Raw genomic sequence first — 17,801 nt, 5'->3', positions numbered from 1 at the left:
TCAGCCTCCCTGCAGGTAGAACGGGAACACCAGGTTGCCGCGCCGATTCGTACGGGGAATGTCGTACTCGATCACGACGTTTACCTTCGATTGTATTTGTTGGTCCGGCGCGGCAACCACGCGGCGCACGATGATGCGCTTCTCGAAGTCACGCAGCGCCGATCGCACCGACTCTTCGATCCGCATCAGCGTGCGGCTGTTCACGGGCTCGAAGATCAGCTGTGGCAGCTCGCTCCCGAGCTCGTAGCGCATCACCCGCTCGCCCAGCGCCGTGGACAGGATCATGACGATGGACTGGGCCACGTTGTCCTCGCCTTCGATCAGGCTGAAGCGGCCGTCCGCGCCGGGGCGGAACGGAAAGCGAACACCGCGTCCGAGGATGCTTGTCGGCTTCATGGCGGGCACTTCGTGAGGTCGGCGTCGGTGCCCAGGGGCGTCAGCGGACCGTGGGTGTGGTTGTTGTAGATGGCGGTGACGAAGGACTCGAGCGCCAGACGCTGTCCGTTGAGGCACAGGGACTGCGCCGGTTGCGTCTGGATCTCGACGGGACGATCGAAAGTGAGCTTCACCGGCTTTCCCGGCGCTGGAAGCGGCGGCAGCGCGGGTGGGGATAGTGGATTCGGCGGGGCTGGTGAGAACGCTGGCATTCCGGCGAACGCCAATATCGGAGCCGACAACGTCTGCCCCACGATCGACGTCAGGGTGATCGGCGCCGTGAGTGCGCTGATCGATATCCCCGGTCCTGGACCGCTGGCCTCGATCTTCACGTTGGGCGCCTTGATCGTGATGCCGTCCTTGTCCAGGCGAATGCTGGATGCCAGGGCCCCGGCGAAGGTGAGGGTGATGGCGGAGTCTTCCTCATCGAACACCAGGCTTCCGATCGAGGTCACGATGCCGTGCTTCTTCTCGGCCACCAGATCGCTGGGCGACGCCTTCTGGGAGTGGGAGTAGCCGATGATGATGGGCTCGTCGGAATCCCCGACGAGGTAGCCGACGATGACCTGGTCGCCCTGCCGCGGGGTGAAGAACACCGTCGCGTCGGAGCTGGCCATGGGCCGCGCGACACTGGCCCAGATCGGGTCGCCCGAGTCGTCGAACTGATCGGCCTCGATGCGCACGCGGCCGAGCCCTTCGGGATCGCTGACGTCCCGCACGGTAGCGAGATACAGCCCGAAGTAGCGCTGCGAGAGCTCGCCGGTCCTCACGACGGCTCTTCCTCCGGCGCTGTCTTACCGAGCGCCGTGTTGCGGCGAGCCTTGAAGCTCGTCTGGTAGCCGTTGGCACCGAAACGGTGCGTGGTTTCGGTGACGTAGTAGAAACCGCCGAAGCGCCCCACGCCGCCGATCTGGAGCGTCTCCCGCACGCGCACCCTTGGATCCCCGACGACCTCTCCGCTGACGGTGATCGACTGATCCATGTTGCGCTTCATGATGCCGATGGCGATCTGCTTCGCTTCGTCCGCCGAGCGCGCGAGGTAGTTGGTGACCACCTCTACCTTTTCGCCGCCCTGCCCCTTCTTCTTCACCTGGGCAATCTCCGTCTCCCCTTCCTTGGAAGATGGCGCCAGGCCCAGCTGCTGAAGATCCTCGGGCTTGACGGTGACGTCGAACTTCTCTCCCGTGGTGGGGTTTCGCGACACGACACGCACGGCCGTGGGCTTGCCGGCGTTGTTGAGCGTGGGCGCGAAGGACATGAGGCCCCGGCGGTAGTCGTAGCGGGTGGCCTTGTCGGCGGCGTCGTTCGGTTTCAGCACGAACAGCACGTTGCCGAAGCACAGGAGCTCCAGCGCCGCCTTGTTGGCGCGGTCCGTGAGGTACTGCAGTGCGTCCTGGTCCGACGGTTTGTTGCCCTTGGACTTGGTGGGCATCGTCTTTTGGCCGTCCACCGTGGCCACCGTCAGCCCCACCTCCGACGCCACCGCGGCGGCGACCTCTTCCTCGGACATGCCGGAGAACTGGCTGCGCTTCACCTTCTTGCGATTACGGAGGCGCTCGCGCTTGTCCACCGCCGTGATGGTCAGCTTGGGCTGGCCGTCCGCGGGAAAGTCCGCTTCCAACGTGGTGATGATCCCTTCGAACACCCACAGGATGTCGCTGCCGTATCCGAAGCGGAGCGCGAGGGTGTCGCCGTACTCGATGAGCGGGAACACGCCGGGTCGGCCATCTGGCGACTCCTTGAGCACGTCCGTGTAGCGAAACTGCCGCGCTTCGAAATCGAACACGTTGTGGAGCTCGACCTTCACCTTGGAGAGCGGCTGCTTCTTGTCGATGCTCTCGGTGAACTCCACGCTCACCACGTCGTTGGTGTACTGGCCCTGCTTCTCGCCCCAGGGTCCCGCCAGAGGCAAGAGGTCCCCGAGCTTGGGTGCGGGATTGTTCGGATCGCCGCTGGCCCGGTACACCTTCGCTTCGAGCCGCGAGAACTCCTGCTCGATGGCCGTCGCGAGATCCACCGGTCCCTTCACCGCCGGCGGGTTGGGCTCCAGCTCGCTGATGGGCTCTTTGGCGAACAGCACCTGGTAGCGCGGGACGTAGCGGTCCTCACCAGTGCTGATCGCGTCAACGATTTGAGTCGGCGCGACCATCACACCACCTTGGGAACCACCAGGGGCTGACCTGGGACGAGGGCTAGAGGGCTGGAGAGGCCGTTGGCCTCGGCGATGGGACGCCAACGGGAGGCGTCGCCGTACTCGCGAAACGCGATGGCAGGCAGCGTGTCGCCCTCGCGCACCGTGGCGACGTTGGTGAGGTCCGGGCTCTGGAGCCCCGCCTCCGCGATCTGCTGCGCCGCGGTGGTGTATTGACGCAGCCCCAAGGTCGCGGTGGCGCGCACGGCGCGGCCCATGGTGTCGAACAGCGTGTACTTCACCGACAGCGACGTCGCCACGGCGCCCCTGAGCAGGACCTGGGCGCCCCAGGAAACGCTCACGACGGGCGGCGCGTGGAGCTTCTCGTGCTGCACCATCAGCCGCTCGAGCGGAGCAACGTAGCGGTCGCGCACGCTGCTTCCGTCTTTGACCAGGCCGTTCTCCATCAGATCCGTCACGTCCAGGAACAGCTCCAGGTTCAGCTTGTCGCCGCCGCCCCGGACGTACTGGATTACCGGCGCGTCCAGACCGGGTATGGCCACCTCCGCGAAGGTGGTCTCGCGGTCCATGCTCAGCTCCGTGGGGTTGAACGGCACCTCCAGCTTGCCGTCGACGAAGCCCGGCACGTCGAGGCGCTCTCGATTGAGCGTGCTGACGATCTCGAGCGTCAGCTTGCCGAGCTGGCTGTCCCCGACGGCCATGGTCTCAGTCCTCCGGTCCCCCCGCCGCCGCGGGATCTGCGGGATCCACGGAGTACGGGTTCGCGAGCCCGCCCCGCCGGCGCTCTTCGGCCAGCGCGCGGGCGATCTCTTCTTGCACCAGCTTGCGGATCTTTGCCTCGTCCTGGATCTCGAGGGTGGTGGTCATCTCTTCGATCACGACGGCCATCGCGTCAGCCTCCCTGCCCGAGGGAAAGCGCGAAGTCGGAGCCTTCGGTCAGCTCGAGCCCCTCGTGCGCCACTTCCAAGGACTCGATCGCGACCGCGCTCTGCCCGGCGTTCCAGCTCGGACCGGTGTACTTGGCCGGTAGCGCGCGGGACAGCGTCCACACCAGCGCGGCGTTGCCCGCGTAGTCGAGCTGCGCCACCACGATGGAGCGCCGGGCTCCGAAGTTGCCGCGCCGCACCTCGTTGTACCAGCGCCACAGATCTGGCGTCAGCGCCACGCCCCGCTTGAAGGTAACGTTGCCGAAGTTCACCTGTGTCGCGAGCTTGTGCGTGAAGTCGTTGCGACCACCTTCCTTGTACTCGTGGATCTCCAGCGTCGTTTCCAGGCCGCTCACTTCCTGAAAGCCCGCGCTCAGCGTGGTCACGCCCTTGCCGCCCACCGCCCCTGCTACGTCCGTCCCTTCCGAGAACGCCACGGCGAAGCGAAATCCCGGCATCGGGTTCGAAGGGCTCTGCGCAGGAAAGGTCATGACGACAGCGGCTCCTCGCTCACCCGCGCGACCCCGTTCTGCACGTGCAGACGAACCAGGAGGAACTCGAGCGGGACCGCCGGCGCGACACCGATCTGCGCCGTCAACACGCCCTGGTCTCGGAGCTCCTCGGGGTTCAGCCCCTCGTCCACGCGCACGAAGTACGCCTCTTCGGGTCGTGAGCCCGTGAACGCTCCGCGATCGAACAGGGCTCGGAGCAGTGCGTCGATGTCGCGCCGGAGCTTTATCCAAGTGCTCGGCGAGTTCGGCTCGAAGGCGTAGGACTGACCGAGGGGGGTCAACGCGCGGTGCAGGAAGTTGAACAGCCTGCGCGTCGAGAGAAAGCGCCAAGCCTTTCGGTCGGGCCAGGAGAGCGAGCGGACGCCATATACGGTCGCGCCCCGGGGCAGAGACATCCGGAGCGGATTGATGCCGAGGTCGTACAGCGCCTCTTCCTCGTCCAAGTGCGGCGCCCGTTCCAGACCCACGGCCTGTTCCACCGAGACGTTCCCGGTCGCGATCCACGCGCCGCGCTCGCGCGCGGTCTTCGCCATGCGCCCGGCAACGTGCGCGGAGGGCGGTATGAGCAGCGTGTCATCCCCGCGCACCACGGGCCCTGCTACGATTCGGAGCCAGGGCGAGAAGACCGCAGCAAAGTCTCGCGCGTCCGAAAGCTCCGCTTCTCGCTCGGCGCGCCACGCTTCGAGCTCCGATCCGGAGAGCGGGCGCGCGTCGTCCGTCAGCGGCGGGTCGAGTACCACCACGCGGTCGCGCGTGCGCGCCGCGCTCCGCACCAGCGCGTCGGCGAGGGCTCCGGACGTCGCCGGGTCGAAGGCCAAGCGCCGCACGCGCTTGGTCTCGAAGATCTTGCTCCAGAGATCCGGCGCCACGACCACGTCCGCGGTGTCGGAGCGCTCCAGTGCAGCAATGCAGCGCTCGAAAGACTCGCGAAGTCCCTGAATGCTGCCCGAAGGGTCGAGACCGTCGTCGCCGCCCGAAAGCTGAACGACCGCCCCGTGAACCGGAAGCTCGGCATCCGTGGTCGCTACAGTCGAGGAGATCTGGATCCCAGAACCGGCGAGCCGTTCCTCGGCGTCTGGTAGATCCCGCAGGTCGATGCCACGCACGACGCCTTCCGCGCGCCCGGCCTCCAGGATGTGGAGCGAGAAGTGCGGCTGGTACAGCTCGACGATCACGTCCCCGGAAAGACCCGAGGCGCTCGACAGCGTGAGCTTCTGTCCCGATCCGGCGGGCGCAATGGAGTCCAGCCGGGTCCAAGCGTCGCCGGTGGAGCCGAGCACACGCACCGGCAGCTTCAGATCAGCGCTGTCGAAGTGCGGCACGACAAGCGTGACTTCCAGGGGCCCCGTGACGCTACCGCGGGCGCGCCGGCGAAGGTGGCACTCGGCCCGCACCCGTAGCCGATCGCCGAAGGCGCCACGATGCCGAGCGGAAACGGCGATGACGTAGCTGTTGGGCGTGCTGGCGTGCACGACCGGAAGAGTGCCCGCCGCAGCCTTCGCTTCGGCTGGGACGAAACGCGTCACGGTCAGTAGCTGGCCGCCGTTGTCGTAGTAGCCCTTCGCCGCGAGAGGACCCAGCGCCCCCAGCATCCGGCAGCCAAAGACGCGGACGAAGTGGTCGTAGCTGTGGACTTCCGTGGGCGCTTCCTCCGGGCCGCGCTCGGTGAGCGCGAGGAGCGCCGTGCGATCGCTGCGGAGCCCCACCCGGGGCTCCGGCGTTCGCACGACCTCGAAGGAAAGGCCCGGGAGCGCCATCAGGCGACCTGGAGGCCCTCGTGGCAGATCTCGATGGACTCGATGGCGACGGCGCTGGAGTCCGACTTGAGACTGGGCCCCATGTATTTGCATGCCCAGCCACGAACGAACTTCCAACGCATGACCTCGTTGCGCTGCTCGTCGCGCAGGATGACGGCGCCTTCCCGGCGATCCACGCTGCCCTGGGCACCGGCCGCCAGCCACTGGAAGACGTCGAGATTCCCGACGATGCCTCGCTTGAGGACGATGTTCGGGAACTTCTTGAGGCCGGGAAGCTTGCGGTTCACGAAGTCCTCATCGCCATTTCTGTAGTCGATGGGCTCGATCTCCGCGTCCAAACCGCTCACCTCGTTGAACCCGCCGGCGGCGATGCCGCCGATCTCCACGAGGTAGTTGAATGCTGCGTACGGATCCTCGCGCTGCACTGCCATGTCTCAGCTCCTTAGCTCTGTTCCGCCACGATCACGCTCTGAGGCGCCTGGCCGATCTGGAAGACGATGAACTCCGCCGGCTTCACCGGGGCGATGCCGACCAGGATGTTCACGCGACCGTTGTCGCGGTCGTCTTGGGTGGTCGTGGTCTCGTCCACCTTGACGAAGAACGCTTCCTCCGGCTTCGCTCCGAACAGAGCGCCCGCGCGCCACTGAGTCGTGAGGAAGTTGGTCACGCTGTCGTGCAAGCGGGCCCACAGCCGAAGGTCGTTCGGCTCGAATACCGCATAGCGCGTACCGCGGATGATCGACTGCTCGAGGAAGATGAACAGCCGCCGTACGGACACGTACTTCCAGAGCCCCTCGGCGGAGATGGTGCGCGCGCCCCAGATCACGTTACCCAGCCCCGTGTAGCGCCGCAGCACGTTCACTCCGGCGGGATTCAGGATGTCCTGCTCGCCGTCCGGCACGTCGCTGGAGAAACCGAGCACCCCGCGAAGCACCACGTTCGCCGGCGCCTTGAACACACCGCGATCGATGTCGGTGCGCGCGAAGGCACCCAACACGTGCCCCGTGGGAGGCACCAAGATCTCGGTCTTGGAGACGGGATCCGGCACCCGGATCCACGGGTGATACATGGCAGCGTACTTCGAGTTGTAGAGGCCGCGCTGGTTCAGGACATCGTTGACATCCTCCAGCGGGTCCTTTGCCGAAGCCCCGCTCGCGGGCTTTTCCGCGGCCTCGAATACGGCGAAACGGTCCTGACGTCGTTCCGCTTGACCAATGAGCTCGTTGACCACGGCCTGCACCGCGAGTCCGGGAGCCGCGATGATACTGATGCCGTCCATCGCCTCCAGCGACCGGAGACCGGAGCGCGGCGCGGCAAATCCAATGACGTCGTTCTCGTCCACCGCTCCACCATCGTCACCCGAAGCCAGCAGCGCAGCTTGGGCCAACTGGAAGGACGGGTACTCGCCAGCCTGCACGTCCATCTCGGCGTCGACGACACGAATCCAGCTCGATTTGTCGTTGATGGTTTTGGTGAAAGCGGCCGACTTCCCCGTGTTGGTCACGGCGCCAGGGAGGCCGTCGAATGTCTCCACCACGGCGCCGCGGAACAGAACGCTGACCCGCCACCCAACCAAGAAGAGACGGCCGCCGGGCGTATAGGCATGAGTCAAATTGGCTTTGAGCACGACCTTGCGATTCGCCGCGTCGATGCTCTTGATTGTCGCGATCTCTCGCGCCGGCGTCCCGCCTCCGATCTCGAACTGAACTGGGGAGCCTGGCTCCAGAAAGCCCACGTCGCCCAACACCCAGGTATCCGCGGCGAGGGTCGCCATGACCGCGGTGCTATTCACGTAGCGGGGCTCGACCAGGATCGCGATCTCGTCGCCAAATGTCCCGGGATCGCGCGCCGCTATCTTCAGTGTCGCGTTGCTACCGGAAATGCGCGCGAAGTGCGTAGTAGGAGAGACGCCCGGAGGAAGCGGTGTGCTCAATGTGACGACACCAGTGGCGCCATTCACGAGGTCCACCGTTCTCGTCACCACGTTGGCGGTGTTGGCCTTCTCCACGAAGTTCAAGGAACCGCCGATCGTGAGACCGACGACCGACGACACCGTGACCTGAGCACCAGATGCAGCGAGCAACTGCACGTCCAGACCAGTTGCGGATCCGTTGCTCCACTCGGAGTACTTCGATCCGGACCCCACCACTCGCGCGATGTACGCGCGCCGCCCCCCGTTCTCGAAGAAACCACGCACCGCGTAGGCAAGGTGCTTGCCAGTGACCGGACCTCCGAACTTGCGCTCGAAGTCCGCCAGGCTCGTCACCAGCGTGGGCGGTCCTACGACGGGACCGCGCTCGGCCTCGCCGACGAAGCCGGCCGTGGTCGTCGACACGCCTTCGATGGGTTGCGGGCCGAAGTCGACCTCTTGGATGAAGACGCCGGGGGTCAGTAGTTCAGGCATGGATGGGCTCCTCGGTACACGGCTAGCTGAGTGGCAGCGGATCGGCTCCGCTCTGGGTTTCAGGCGTGACGCTCTGCCCAGAGATGCTGCCGGAAACCGCCAACGGGCTTCCGTTCACGACCACCGTCGCGCTGGCGACGGCGCTGAAAGAAATGGGCAAGGGTTGGGTCTGCGCGAGGTCCGGCAGGAACCACATCACGTACTGCCCATCTTCCGCCGTCCGCGTCGTGAGCACGGGGCCGCTCGCGGGGTACTCCGGCGTGATGGTGACGTCCGCACCTGCAACTGGCGACTCGTTGGGGTCCAGGATCGCGGCAAGCCGGACCATTCCGATCACGCGAGTGACTGACGCGGGGAACGGATAGCCGGAACGCGGCTTCAGCGTCACGCGGTTGAGCAGGCCTGGGAAGGTGCTCGCGGGAATCGAGGGCAAGTCCGTTCCGGTCTTCTTGCTGCTCGAAACGTAGTGCTGCGCTTCGATCACGAGCTCCACGTCGCTCTCGAGGTTCTCGAACACCCAGCGGTTGCCGTTCACCAGGAACGGCTCCAGATCGGCACCGCTGCCAGGCGGTGGGGGTGCAAGTAGAGAAGCGCGCACGCGGCTCGGCCCGATGATCGGCCCGCCGGTCAGAGCATCCAAGAGCTCGACCCCGTAGTTTGCATGACGTACGACGCGATCCGTCATCCCCACGGCGAACGTGCTAGCGAGTTCGAACCTCGGTCGTCAACGACGGCGCGACCAGCGCTCGTCGATTCAATTCATCGCGACTCAAATCGTTTCACGCGTGAAACGAATCTCCATGGGTTGACTCCGATTTTCGTTCCCTTCGCGCGCAGCGAGCGTCCAAGCTCTCGCTCGTTCGCCGAGGGCCGAACGAAGCGTAGTCGATGTTCGCGCAGAAGAAGCGTCCGCAGCACACGCCGCCGTCACCGCAGAAGGTAGAGGCGCCGCGCACGCGCGCCCCCAGACCGTACAAGGGTCCGCTGCCGCGCCTGTTCGTCTCGGATCTAGAAAAGCCGGCCGGACCCAGACAGCACAAGCCCTGCCCGGCATGCGTCACGCAAGGCGAGACCTGCACGGAATGCGCGGAGCTCGAGGCCGTAAGCGACGAGCAGCAGTTTCAGCGAACGGAGCCCACCACACCGAAGGACGCCGCCGAACGGCAGGCCGACGACTACGGCGCCAGAATGGCTGAGGATCTTCGACCGCACTCCGTGGCTCCCGGTCCACTGGGTCACGCGATCCGCACGGTGGCAGAACGGCACTTGGGCATGGACCTCGCGGGCACCACGCTGCGTGCCGACAGCGCCGCGCACGACAAGACCCAGCGGGAACGAGCGGTCGCCATCACCGAGGGGTCGACGGTCAGCTTTCGGCAGGGCTCCTTGACGCTCGGGACCGAATCGGGGCGAGCGCTGCTTGGCCACGAGCTCACCCACGTTGCACAGCAACGTGCGGCCGGACCATCCGCTCAACGCAAGCCGGAAGACACCTGTGAAGCGCCCCCGAAAGAGGGGGTGTGCGAAGAGCCGAAAGGTCCGTCGGTCGCATTCGAAGGCTGGACCCTACACGACGACAAGACGGACCTCCTTCGCATTCTGTCATCGCTCATCGTCGACAAAGACGACGCGGATGCCGCCAAGGACTTCGTCAGCCGCTTCGACGCCGTCTACGGTGGCGGCGGAGGGGCCGAGGGCGCGTCTGCGGTGGGCGGAGGCGAGACCGGTGCCCAGATCTCGCTCACGCTGGACGACGCACTTCGCACGCTGAACACTCGACACAGCTCGTTCCTGAGCGGCTTTCAGACGCACGCCGAACAGATCCTCCGCGGCATCCTGAAGGAGAGCGAGACACGCATCAAAGCCGAGGCTCTCAAGTACGGCGTCGAGACCACGGAGGTCAGCAAGGGAAACGACTCCGGCGCAGGCGGAGCAGGCGGCGCTTCGGGAGACGGCAGCGGCGGAGGTGAGGGTCAGGGTCCTGCCCCCGAAGTCGAAACGGAGACCCAGACGACGATGAAGCCCACCGTCTCCAGCGAAGGTCTGGCGGGCGCAGCGAAGGAGCTTCTGGAGAAGAGGGACGAGATCAACGTCATCAAGGGCAAGATGGCGAACGTCTGCCCGTCGGACTACTACGGCGGGGGCGCGGAGGGGGCGCCGGCCTACGATCCCTGCGAGGGCAAGCGTGAGGAATACTCGGGCCTGGAGCGCGATCTGAAGAAGGCGGAGACGGAGCTGAAGATCCTGCGTTCCGGCCTCGAGCAACGCTACCCGATTCTGGGGGCCTTCGGCGAGGGCAACGAGGGCGGCCTGGGCACCATCAGCAAAGGACCGAGCGACGACGCAGCAAAGGTCCTTTCGGCCGAGATCAACGAACGCCTTGCGAACATCGAGACGGTTCGCGGGGCAATCGGGGGCGGCGTGAACATCTGGAAGCTCCGCAAGATCCTGGCAGCGACGCTCGCCGACGAAGGCATCCAAGCGGGCACCGAAAAGGCCATCGTGGTTCGTGACCACGCTAGCGACATCGCTTCGGATGAAGCTCTCACGAGCCTCGCGCTCACCGTGCTGAGCGTGGGGCTCAGCATCTTGGCCGCAGCAACCGCCGTTCCGACCGGTGGAGCAAGCCTCGTCGCCGCAGGCGCCATGGGCGCCTCGCTTGGCATCGGCTTTGCGCAACTCCTGAAGGACGTCGAGGACTACCAGCTGGAGAGCGCCGCAGCGAACACGGATTTCGACAAGGCGCGAGCAATTTCTGCCGAGGAGCCGTCTTTGTTCTGGCTCGCACTCTCGATCGTCGGCGTAGTGTTCGACGTCGCTGACGCCATCAGTGTGTTTGGCAAGCTCAGCGGCAAGGTGACCAAGGTCCTGGCTACGACCACGGTCGACGAGTTCGAGAGCGCCCTGGAGACGCTCAAGGCGGAAGCTCGGGCCAGCAAGGGCGGCGAAGCGCTGGCCGAGGGAGTGTCCGACGTCGTACGGAAAATCCACGGCGGCGAAGGGAAGACCGCAGAAGAGGTGCTCACCGGCGTCGGCGCGCACGAGTCTCGCGCCGTCAAGGAAGCAGCGGAGAATCTCTCGAAGCTGGAGGCTCTGGCCGAAGCATCGGCTGCCGGCCACACGGTGAAGGTCACGCCGGGAGGCGTCCTGGTCTTGTGCAGCACTTGTACATGGTTCGGCGAAGCGTATGCGGCCGAGATCGCAGGTAGCGAGGAGCTGTCCCGTCGTGCGGCCGGTATCGAGAACAAGGCGCGCAACGCAGCGCTCAACGGCGACAAGAAGGCCGCGGAGGCGGCGGCTCAGGAAGGCGCAGCGCTGGCAGACGAGCTGGCACTGCTGCGCCGGGAGGCAGGCAAGCGGTTCCAGATCTCCGCCGCGGGCGACGCACTTTCCGCCGCAAACGCGGAGTCCATCATCGGAAACTTCCCTCGCAAGCTGAGCGATGCCGAGAAGGAAGCGATTCGCAAAGCAGCGAACACTGAAGGTGGGATCTGGAACCTCGAACCGCAACTGCGCGGCGAGGTCGGCCACGTATTGCTCGGCGAGAATCTGCCACGAGCGTTCCCAACGATCGACGTGGCGAAGCAGAGCGGGGCTATCGCAGACGAGATTCGAAGCATCAAGACGCACCAGCCATATGCATTCCAGGAACCCGGGTCGCTTTGGAGCACGCTAAGGGAAGAGGTTGACGCGGTCTCTGGGTTCACGCAGGAGGCCCACGGAGGCCGACACGTCAAGACCGGTCCCAACACCACCCGGATCCTCGAAGTTGGGATCCCACCTGAGACGGTCAGCGCCGCAAAGTTGAAGTCTGCGCGCTCGGAGCTGACCGAGCTTCAGAGCCGCACCCTAGCGGACACCACGCGGATGGCTGAGCTCGAAGATCAAATCCGGCTGATCGAGCAGTGGAGAAGGGAAATGGCAGGTGCCCGAGCCTACGGCCAGGGGCTAAAACCTCCCGTAACGGTCATGTTCAAGAGTGTGAAATGAAGGACCACGTCATTCACGTGTACCGCCGCCACGGCAGCCTGTTTGTCGTCGCGGGCGTACCCACTCCGTCCGGAAACAGAGATCTCCCCGGCGTCACCACCGTACGAGACCCGAGCGACCTGCCGCAGGCCCTCCGCCAAGCAGAGGAAAAGGCATTGGCTGCGCTTCGTTTGCCAAGCGCGAAGCGCGTGTACTCGCGTGGCAATGAGGTGACCGCCGCCGCCGGATGCAAGAGTGAGCGGGAGCTCGCCAGCGAGGACGCCGCCATCTGCTCGCTCGTTCGGACACCAAAGTTGGGCTTGGCTGGCCTGTTGCTGCCGAGCCCCAAGCACCGGGGTGCCTTTGCTGGTGTGGGCGAGGACCACGAGTTCGACCCTGACACGCCTGCCGGCGAGCTGGCGCCTCTGGTACTCGAGCTGCTGGCGTCGACGGTCCAAAGCGAGTCAGAGCCGGGGCGGAAGATCGAGGGTTCCGGCTGGACGGCGTGGCTCGACACGAGCGGCCGGGTCACGGCGATCTTGATGACGTGCCTGGAGGACGTTCGCAGTCTGTCTCCTGACGATCTCGATCGCGCACTCGAGCGCGACGTACGAGCGCTCTCGAGCTTCGACTACGTGAAGCTGTGCGGCGGTCGCGCCGCGGACAAGGCACGCCGCGTGCTCAGAATCGGCATTCCTCCGGGTTCCATGCCCGAGGGCGGCGCGCTCCGCGCGGCGGCCGAGCGCGCCACGCAAAACGCGGAGCTCTGCGGCATCGAGCTGGTGTTCGTCGAGGTGACCTGACTGCGCCGGGCCGGCGGCCGGGTGGTTTTCCTCCTTCGAGGGTTCCGAAGCGGCTCGCGGCGCACCAACGAGACAGCGGGGCTGGGTCATGGAAACTTCACGCAGGAACGTCGGGCAATTTCCAGGGTCGCCTGGATTGCCGTTGCGCCACTCGGACCGCTTTGATACCGGAGAAGAGAAGGGAGGGACGAGTGCAGCGCCAACGTCTCATTTCCGACGATGATCTTTCGGACGTGGTCGCCGAGCTCAATCGCTTGGGGGACGACAGCGAGATCGAGCGCAAGCTGCGCATCGGACGCCTGGTGTTCGAACGGATCTTCGGTTCGGAGCTGGTGGATCTCGAGCGGCGCGGACAAAACCACGCCTCATTCCGGCGGCTGGCGCGGCATTCCGGCCTGCGCGTGAGCGTTGCCACGGTGTTTCGCGCCACCAAGCTGTGGGTGGTGGCGCAGCACCTGGACGCGGATCGGGTGCAGCGGCTCAAAGTCGGGCACTTTTATGCCGTGTGCGGGCTTCCGCTGGCGGAGCAGGTGGCGCTGTTGGACCGGGTGGAGGCGACTTCGATGGGCGTTGCCGAGCTGCGACGGGAAGTGGCTCAGCGCCGGGCCAAAGTCGCGAACGGCGCGCCGCGCCCGGGCCGCACGCCCCTCAATCCCGTGGTCTTCCGGCTGCGCCACTTGGGTCGCTCCGTGGAAGCCTGCGTCGCCGAGCTCGGGGATCGGCCCGACTTCGAAGCACTGAGCGACGAAGAGCGGCGGGAAGCAGAGCGCGTGCTCCTAGAGGCGGCAACGTGGGTGAACCAGCAGCTGCGCTCCCTGGGCGCGTGGTCACGTTTCGCCGCTCCGGAGGTGCGCTCCGCTCGGCCCAGGGACAATGAGACGGGTTCCTCCGGAGTGCGCGCCCTCGGCGAAGCGGTCAACGCACGCTGAGCGACAGCACGCGCCCGCCGAGGCGGGAGACTTCGCGGATGCGACCCACGCGGTTCACGTTGCCGCGCCGGAGCTCGACCGACACCTGATTGGGAGACACCGAGAGCAGCGCGGGCCACTTGCGCATGTCGGACAGCTCGCAGTCGAGGTCGACTCGCGCGGCATGCCGCAGCACGGACGCCGCGGCGCGAAGTCCCGGTTGCCAGCGCGGCACGTGACTCACGTCCACGGCCAGCACGGCGTCCAGATCCGCGGGGAGCGCTTCATCCAAGACAACGACCGAACGCGGCACCCGTCCCGTCCTGCGGCTCAGGCGCCGTACCAGCTCCTCCGCCGCCGCGTGCAAGTCGTCCCCATCCAGCGTGTCCACCACGATGCCATTTTCCGCAAAGGCCACGATGCGTTCGGCAACGCGACACACACGTACGTCCCCTTCGAGCCAACCGCGTTCCCAGGCGAGGGAAAGGCTCGCTGCATGCAACGCTTCGCATCCCACCGGATCGCACTGAAGCAGCGGTAGAAGGCTGGCATCCGGGGCCTCGTGACTGAACAGCAACAGCAGCGGATCCGCAGCGTTTTGCGGTAGCCCTTCCAGCGCGCAGCCGAGCGCCCGCGCCGCGTCCCGTGAAGCCTGATCCCGGACGCGCCACGCTCGCGACAGACCCGTGCTTTCCAGCAGCAACGCCCACGCGATCAGTCCTCCCGCGGCGGATACCTTGCGCTCCAAAATCGACGCAGTGCGGGGTTCACCACGGACGATCGTCATGTCACGAGCCGGAGGCCACAGTGCGAACAGCTCCGCAAGGGCCGCGAGCTCCGCTGCCGGCGCCAGCCCCGCGCTGGCGAGATCCACGGACAGCGCCACGGGCAGCCGAGCCACGCTCAACGGCTCTCGTCCAGGTGCCCCAAACTGCCGCAGCAATCGCAGCGCCGTGGCCTCCGAAAGCTGTCGACCCAAGGCGCCCGGGGAGCAAGTCCGGTGGAGCTCCGCCAACACGTCAGCCAGGTACACCCGCCCCTTGCCCTCGCAGTGGAGGAGCACCGCATCCCAGCTCGCGCCCAAGGACGAGAGGGAGGAATACGGAAACTGCGTCGCGCTTCCAGCCTGCAGCGCCTCGAGATAGTACGCCACGAAGACCGCCGAGCTCTCGAACCACGCCGCCTCCGCGCCGAAGACGGCGCGCTCTCCCGTACGAGCTCCGCGTTTGAGCTTCTCCTCGATGGCCTTGGCCAGTGCGTCGACCAAGGCGCCCTCGGAGACCAGCGCGGTCTCCCCACTCACACGCATCTCCAGCGCGACGCGCTTGACGACGATGACCTCGTCCCCGTAGCGCGCGGCAACCTTGCGCAAAGCTGCCGGGAGCGCGCGCTCCCCCGCCGCCAAGAGCGATAGCGCGCGCCCGCCGTCGGGTCCCCTCACCCGCAGATGACCGGAATGCACCCAGACGTCGCCCTCGGACAGCACCTCTCGTCCAATAACTCGTTTGGCTGCGGTCGGCCATGGTTCCGCGCCGAACCAACATCCATACGATCAGGGTGTTGGTCCGGCGCGGAAAAGGCGAGAACGTACCGCCTTTCACGTCGGGACCCGTGGCGCTCTTGCCGCGTCCTTGCACGAACGTCCGCTGGGCTCGGAGCGAACATTCGTGCTTGAATCACGGAGTGGAACGGATTGCGCACATCGCACACGGTTTTGCAGAAGCGCAGCAGTGGGACTCGGACCTGTACCGAAGCCTTACCCCTGAAGAACGCCAGCGGATCGCGAAGATCCTGCGAGAGCGCTACTACGGCAAGCGCCGTCCGGACGTCCGCGACAGGGTCGCAGGTCTCAGGCGGCCGGGTGGCAAACGTGACGGGTGAGCATCTCTCCCCGGACATCCTCGCCTTGCTCGCGCTCTTGCACGAGCACAGCGTCCGCTATCTGATCATCGGCGGCGAAGCGGTCATCTACCACGGATACCCTCGACTGACCGGCGACGTCGACCTGCTCTATGAGCCCACTGAAGCCAACTCCGAGCGACTCTATGCCGCTCTGGAGGAGTTCTGGGGCGGAGACGTTCCCCTTCTGGAAGGCCCACGGGAGCTGGCAACGCCGGGAATCGTGGTCCAGTTCGGGCGCCCGCCGAATCGGGTCGATCTCATCAGCACCGCCGGCACGCTGCGGTTTGCCTCCGCGTGGCGACGCAGGGCGACGGACCAGGTCCGAGCCCGTCGACCATTCCCTGTCTTTTACATCGGCTTGGTCGACCTGCTCGCGATCAAACGTGAAGCCGGCCGACACAAGGACTTGGACGATGTCGAACAACTCGAGCGGATCTCCGGAAGGCGCCGTGCACCCCAGAAGCGCAGGCGCCTTCGAAAGAAGCGCCGCTGAGTCTGGTTGACTCGCTCGGTTCCGCGCCGAACCAACATCCATACGATCAGGGTGTTGGTCCGGCGCGGAAACTCACGGGCAGCCGCCCTTGCCGGCCCAGGAGGCACTGCGACACACGGCGTAGTAGCCGAGATTTTCCGCCGTGCGCACGGCAACGCCGGGGTGCTTCTGAGCGCGGGTGAGCGCATCGGCTACGCCATACTTGCCGCGCACTTCGCCACCGAGCACGGCGCCGCGGATGTGCGCGGCTTCGTGCACGAAGGTCTGCGGCTTGTCGACGGAGCTCGACGACTCGTACTTCCAGGCGGAGCCCAGGCGAATGACGTACACGCCGGGAGACGCGTTGCCGAAGTAGGACTTGCTCCACAGGCACTTCACGTCCAAACGCGAGCTTCGCAGCGCCTCCGCGATGTTGTTCATGCGCTTTCGCACGTTATTGAAGCGGGTGTTGCTGTAGGCGCCGAACCAACGGCGCTCTGCGCCGGCATTCCACAAGGCTTCGCGCTGGGCCTTGGACTTGCCGGCAAGCCCGTTCAAGCGGCTCGCCGCGGAAGACGCGAGGCCTTCGGCGGACGAGAGCGAGCTCGGAACGCTGGCGCCGTTGCAGCTGGAATGCACGTCGGGCCCGGCGGCGAGGGCCGAACCCGAGCTACCGGCAATCGAAAGGAACATGCAGGATGCGAACAGGGTTTTGATTTTCATACCCCGTGCTTCAGCAAGCCGAATGCCACGGCATTTCCTGCGGCGTTTCGCGGAGAACGTCACCCCGGGGTGGCGGCGCCGGCGCGCCACCGTCACCCGGGCCTACTTCAAGTCGCCCTCGGCCAACAGTGCGACCGCACGCCGAGCTCGACCTTCGGGGTACCAGCATGTGCCACGCACCGAAACGTGGGACCCAGCTTCCACGACGGAGCCCATCCACACATCGATCTTCTGTCCGGGCGATAGCGCGGTGATGCCGGGAGGCGCGTGTATGTCCTCGGCCTTCGATACCAGCTCGCGCACGACTCCGGTCGGGGACGTCACCGTGACAACCAAGCTCGCCACCATGTTCTCGTCAACGAGCACCAGAGCCAGGGGCTCGCTGCCGACGTGGACCAGTGAAACCACAGGTACGAGTCCATCTGCCGTGGACTCGGCACGGAGTTCCGTGCGGAAGGCTCCAACGGGATGTTTCAGGAGGGCGCGCACGAGCTCGTCCAACTTCGCGCGCAGCGCGTTATGCGCTGGAACGTCGCTCGCGAGACCGAGCGTAATGCGCCCCTCGGGCGTCGCCAGCGAGATGCTGCCGGAGCCTTCGGACGTGACGCCATCGCCCGGCGCTGCGTCGAGCAGATCGTGGTCCTGCACGAACCGCCGCAGGTCCTCACGCCGACCGGCCGCGAGCGGCCCCCGAAAGCGTCCGAGAGGGCTCGACGCCGATGCCAACGGCTGCAGGAGCAGGAGCTCCGCGTCACCGCTGGCAGGAATGGTCAAAGTGAAGCTGGTAGGCGGGCGCGTGGCCTCCACGGCGTAGCGGATCTCCATGCCGTGAGCCGGC

17 protein-coding genes are annotated in these 17,801 nt (G+C 66.1%); 4 read left to right on the top strand and 13 right to left on the bottom strand.

Features of this window, described 5'->3' with window-relative positions; translation table 11 throughout:
• From H6717_24905 to H6717_24860, 10 genes are read right to left on the bottom strand one after another with little or no spacing between them, the layout of a single operon-like run.
• Positions 1 to 396, bottom strand: coding sequence for a GPW/gp25 family protein (locus tag H6717_24905; protein MCB9580292.1), 396 nt, complete (start codon positions 394 to 396; stop codon positions 1 to 3).
• A complete protein-coding gene (locus H6717_24900) occupies positions 393 to 1,205 on the bottom strand; it encodes a hypothetical protein (GenBank protein ID MCB9580291.1) in 813 nt (270 codons plus the stop codon). Before H6717_24900 ends, H6717_24905 begins: the two co-directional genes overlap by 4 nt.
• Positions 1,202 to 2,584 carry a hypothetical protein gene (locus H6717_24895; GenBank protein ID MCB9580290.1) on the bottom strand — a complete coding sequence of 461 codons (1,383 nt, stop codon included), beginning with the start codon at positions 2,582 to 2,584 and terminating at the stop codon, positions 1,202 to 1,204. The genes H6717_24900 and H6717_24895 overlap by 4 nt, the downstream gene beginning before the upstream one ends.
• Entirely contained in the window at positions 2,584 to 3,288 is a 705-nt protein-coding gene (locus H6717_24890; GenBank protein MCB9580289.1) for a LysM peptidoglycan-binding domain-containing protein, read from the bottom strand. The genes H6717_24895 and H6717_24890 overlap by 1 nt, the downstream gene beginning before the upstream one ends.
• A gap of 4 nt (positions 3,289 to 3,292) precedes the next feature.
• Positions 3,293 to 3,475 (bottom strand): hypothetical protein, encoded by a 183-nt coding sequence (locus H6717_24885; GenBank protein ID MCB9580288.1) that lies wholly within the window; start codon positions 3,473 to 3,475, stop codon positions 3,293 to 3,295.
• Positions 3,476 to 3,479: 4 nt separating this feature from the next.
• Positions 3,480 to 4,004, bottom strand: a complete 525-nt coding sequence (locus tag H6717_24880) for a phage tail protein (protein MCB9580287.1) — start codon at positions 4,002 to 4,004, stop codon at positions 3,480 to 3,482.
• A complete protein-coding gene (locus H6717_24875) occupies positions 4,001 to 5,782 on the bottom strand; it encodes a phage tail sheath subtilisin-like domain-containing protein (protein MCB9580286.1) in 1,782 nt (593 codons plus the stop codon). The genes H6717_24880 and H6717_24875 overlap by 4 nt, the downstream gene beginning before the upstream one ends.
• On the bottom strand, positions 5,782 to 6,213 hold the full coding sequence (locus tag H6717_24870) for a phage tail protein (GenBank protein MCB9580285.1): 432 nt from the start codon (positions 6,211 to 6,213) through the stop codon (positions 5,782 to 5,784). The genes H6717_24875 and H6717_24870 overlap by 1 nt, the downstream gene beginning before the upstream one ends.
• A gap of 11 nt (positions 6,214 to 6,224) precedes the next feature.
• Positions 6,225 to 8,186, bottom strand: a complete 1,962-nt coding sequence (locus H6717_24865; protein MCB9580284.1) for a phage tail sheath subtilisin-like domain-containing protein — start codon at positions 8,184 to 8,186, stop codon at positions 6,225 to 6,227.
• A gap of 22 nt (positions 8,187 to 8,208) precedes the next feature.
• A complete protein-coding gene (locus H6717_24860; protein MCB9580283.1) occupies positions 8,209 to 8,871 on the bottom strand; it encodes a carboxypeptidase regulatory-like domain-containing protein in 663 nt (220 codons plus the stop codon).
• A 203-nt stretch (positions 8,872 to 9,074) separates the two neighbouring features.
• Between H6717_24860 and H6717_24855 the strand changes: the two genes are divergently transcribed.
• From H6717_24855 to H6717_24845, 3 genes are all read left to right on the top strand, one after another.
• The gene (locus tag H6717_24855; protein MCB9580282.1) at positions 9,075 to 12,176 is read left to right on the top strand and encodes a DUF4157 domain-containing protein; all 3,102 of its coding nucleotides are present in this window, start codon (positions 9,075 to 9,077) and stop codon (positions 12,174 to 12,176) included.
• Positions 12,173 to 12,958 carry a hypothetical protein gene (locus H6717_24850; protein MCB9580281.1) on the top strand — a complete coding sequence of 262 codons (786 nt, stop codon included), beginning with the start codon at positions 12,173 to 12,175 and terminating at the stop codon, positions 12,956 to 12,958. The genes H6717_24855 and H6717_24850 overlap by 4 nt, the downstream gene beginning before the upstream one ends.
• A gap of 191 nt (positions 12,959 to 13,149) precedes the next feature.
• A complete protein-coding gene (locus H6717_24845) occupies positions 13,150 to 13,887 on the top strand; it encodes a hypothetical protein (GenBank protein ID MCB9580280.1) in 738 nt (245 codons plus the stop codon).
• On the opposite strand, the gene H6717_24840 is transcribed toward H6717_24845, so the two are convergent.
• On the bottom strand, positions 13,874 to 15,352 hold the full coding sequence (locus H6717_24840; GenBank protein MCB9580279.1) for a hypothetical protein: 1,479 nt from the start codon (positions 15,350 to 15,352) through the stop codon (positions 13,874 to 13,876). The genes H6717_24845 and H6717_24840 overlap by 14 nt on opposite strands.
• 375 nt (positions 15,353 to 15,727) lie before the next feature.
• On the opposite strand from H6717_24840, the gene H6717_24835 reads away from it, so the two are divergent.
• Positions 15,728 to 16,261 (top strand): hypothetical protein, encoded by a 534-nt coding sequence (locus H6717_24835; GenBank protein MCB9580278.1) that lies wholly within the window; start codon positions 15,728 to 15,730, stop codon positions 16,259 to 16,261.
• A gap of 72 nt (positions 16,262 to 16,333) precedes the next feature.
• On the opposite strand, the gene H6717_24830 is transcribed toward H6717_24835, so the two are convergent.
• Positions 16,334 to 16,963: a hypothetical protein gene (locus H6717_24830; protein MCB9580277.1), complete on the bottom strand. Its 630-nt coding sequence runs from the start codon at positions 16,961 to 16,963 to the stop codon at positions 16,334 to 16,336.
• 102 nt (positions 16,964 to 17,065) lie between these two features.
• Positions 17,066 to 17,788: a hypothetical protein gene (locus H6717_24825; protein MCB9580276.1), complete on the bottom strand. Its 723-nt coding sequence runs from the start codon at positions 17,786 to 17,788 to the stop codon at positions 17,066 to 17,068.
• Between the last annotated feature and the right edge of the window lie 13 nt (positions 17,789 to 17,801).

Source organism: Polyangiaceae bacterium (assembly GCA_020633235.1).
In the GTDB taxonomy this organism is placed as follows: domain Bacteria; phylum Myxococcota_A; class Polyangia; order Polyangiales; family Polyangiaceae; genus JACKEA01.
The sequence above is the reverse complement of the archived record's forward strand: the minus strand, read 5'-3'. Positions and strand labels throughout refer to the sequence as shown.

What these genes read in the sequence shown, in the direction of transcription:
- H6717_24880 (MCB9580287.1), bottom strand. Translation starts at nt 4,004, where the DNA reads ATGACCTTTCCTGCGCAGAGCCCTTCGAACCCGATGCCGGGATTTCGC.
- H6717_24870 (MCB9580285.1), bottom strand. Translation starts at nt 6,213, where the DNA reads ATGGCAGTGCAGCGCGAGGATCCGTACGCAGCATTCAACTACCTCGTG.
- H6717_24850 (MCB9580281.1), top strand. Translation starts at nt 12,173, where the DNA reads ATGAAGGACCACGTCATTCACGTGTACCGCCGCCACGGCAGCCTGTTT.
- H6717_24860 (MCB9580283.1), bottom strand. Translation starts at nt 8,871, where the DNA reads ATGACGGATCGCGTCGTACGTCATGCAAACTACGGGGTCGAGCTCTTG.
- H6717_24905 (MCB9580292.1), bottom strand. Translation starts at nt 396, where the DNA reads ATGAAGCCGACAAGCATCCTCGGACGCGGTGTTCGCTTTCCGTTCCGC.
- H6717_24890 (MCB9580289.1), bottom strand. Translation starts at nt 3,288, where the DNA reads ATGGCCGTCGGGGACAGCCAGCTCGGCAAGCTGACGCTCGAGATCGTC.
- H6717_24830 (MCB9580277.1), bottom strand. Translation starts at nt 16,963, where the DNA reads ATGAAAATCAAAACCCTGTTCGCATCCTGCATGTTCCTTTCGATTGCC.
- H6717_24855 (MCB9580282.1), top strand. Translation starts at nt 9,075, where the DNA reads ATGTTCGCGCAGAAGAAGCGTCCGCAGCACACGCCGCCGTCACCGCAG.
- H6717_24865 (MCB9580284.1), bottom strand. Translation starts at nt 8,186, where the DNA reads ATGCCTGAACTACTGACCCCCGGCGTCTTCATCCAAGAGGTCGACTTC.
- H6717_24895 (MCB9580290.1), bottom strand. Translation starts at nt 2,584, where the DNA reads ATGGTCGCGCCGACTCAAATCGTTGACGCGATCAGCACTGGTGAGGAC.
- H6717_24825 (MCB9580276.1), bottom strand. Translation starts at nt 17,788, where the DNA reads ATGGAGATCCGCTACGCCGTGGAGGCCACGCGCCCGCCTACCAGCTTC.
- H6717_24875 (MCB9580286.1), bottom strand. Translation starts at nt 5,782, where the DNA reads ATGGCGCTCCCGGGCCTTTCCTTCGAGGTCGTGCGAACGCCGGAGCCC.
- H6717_24885 (MCB9580288.1), bottom strand. Translation starts at nt 3,475, where the DNA reads ATGGCCGTCGTGATCGAAGAGATGACCACCACCCTCGAGATCCAGGAC.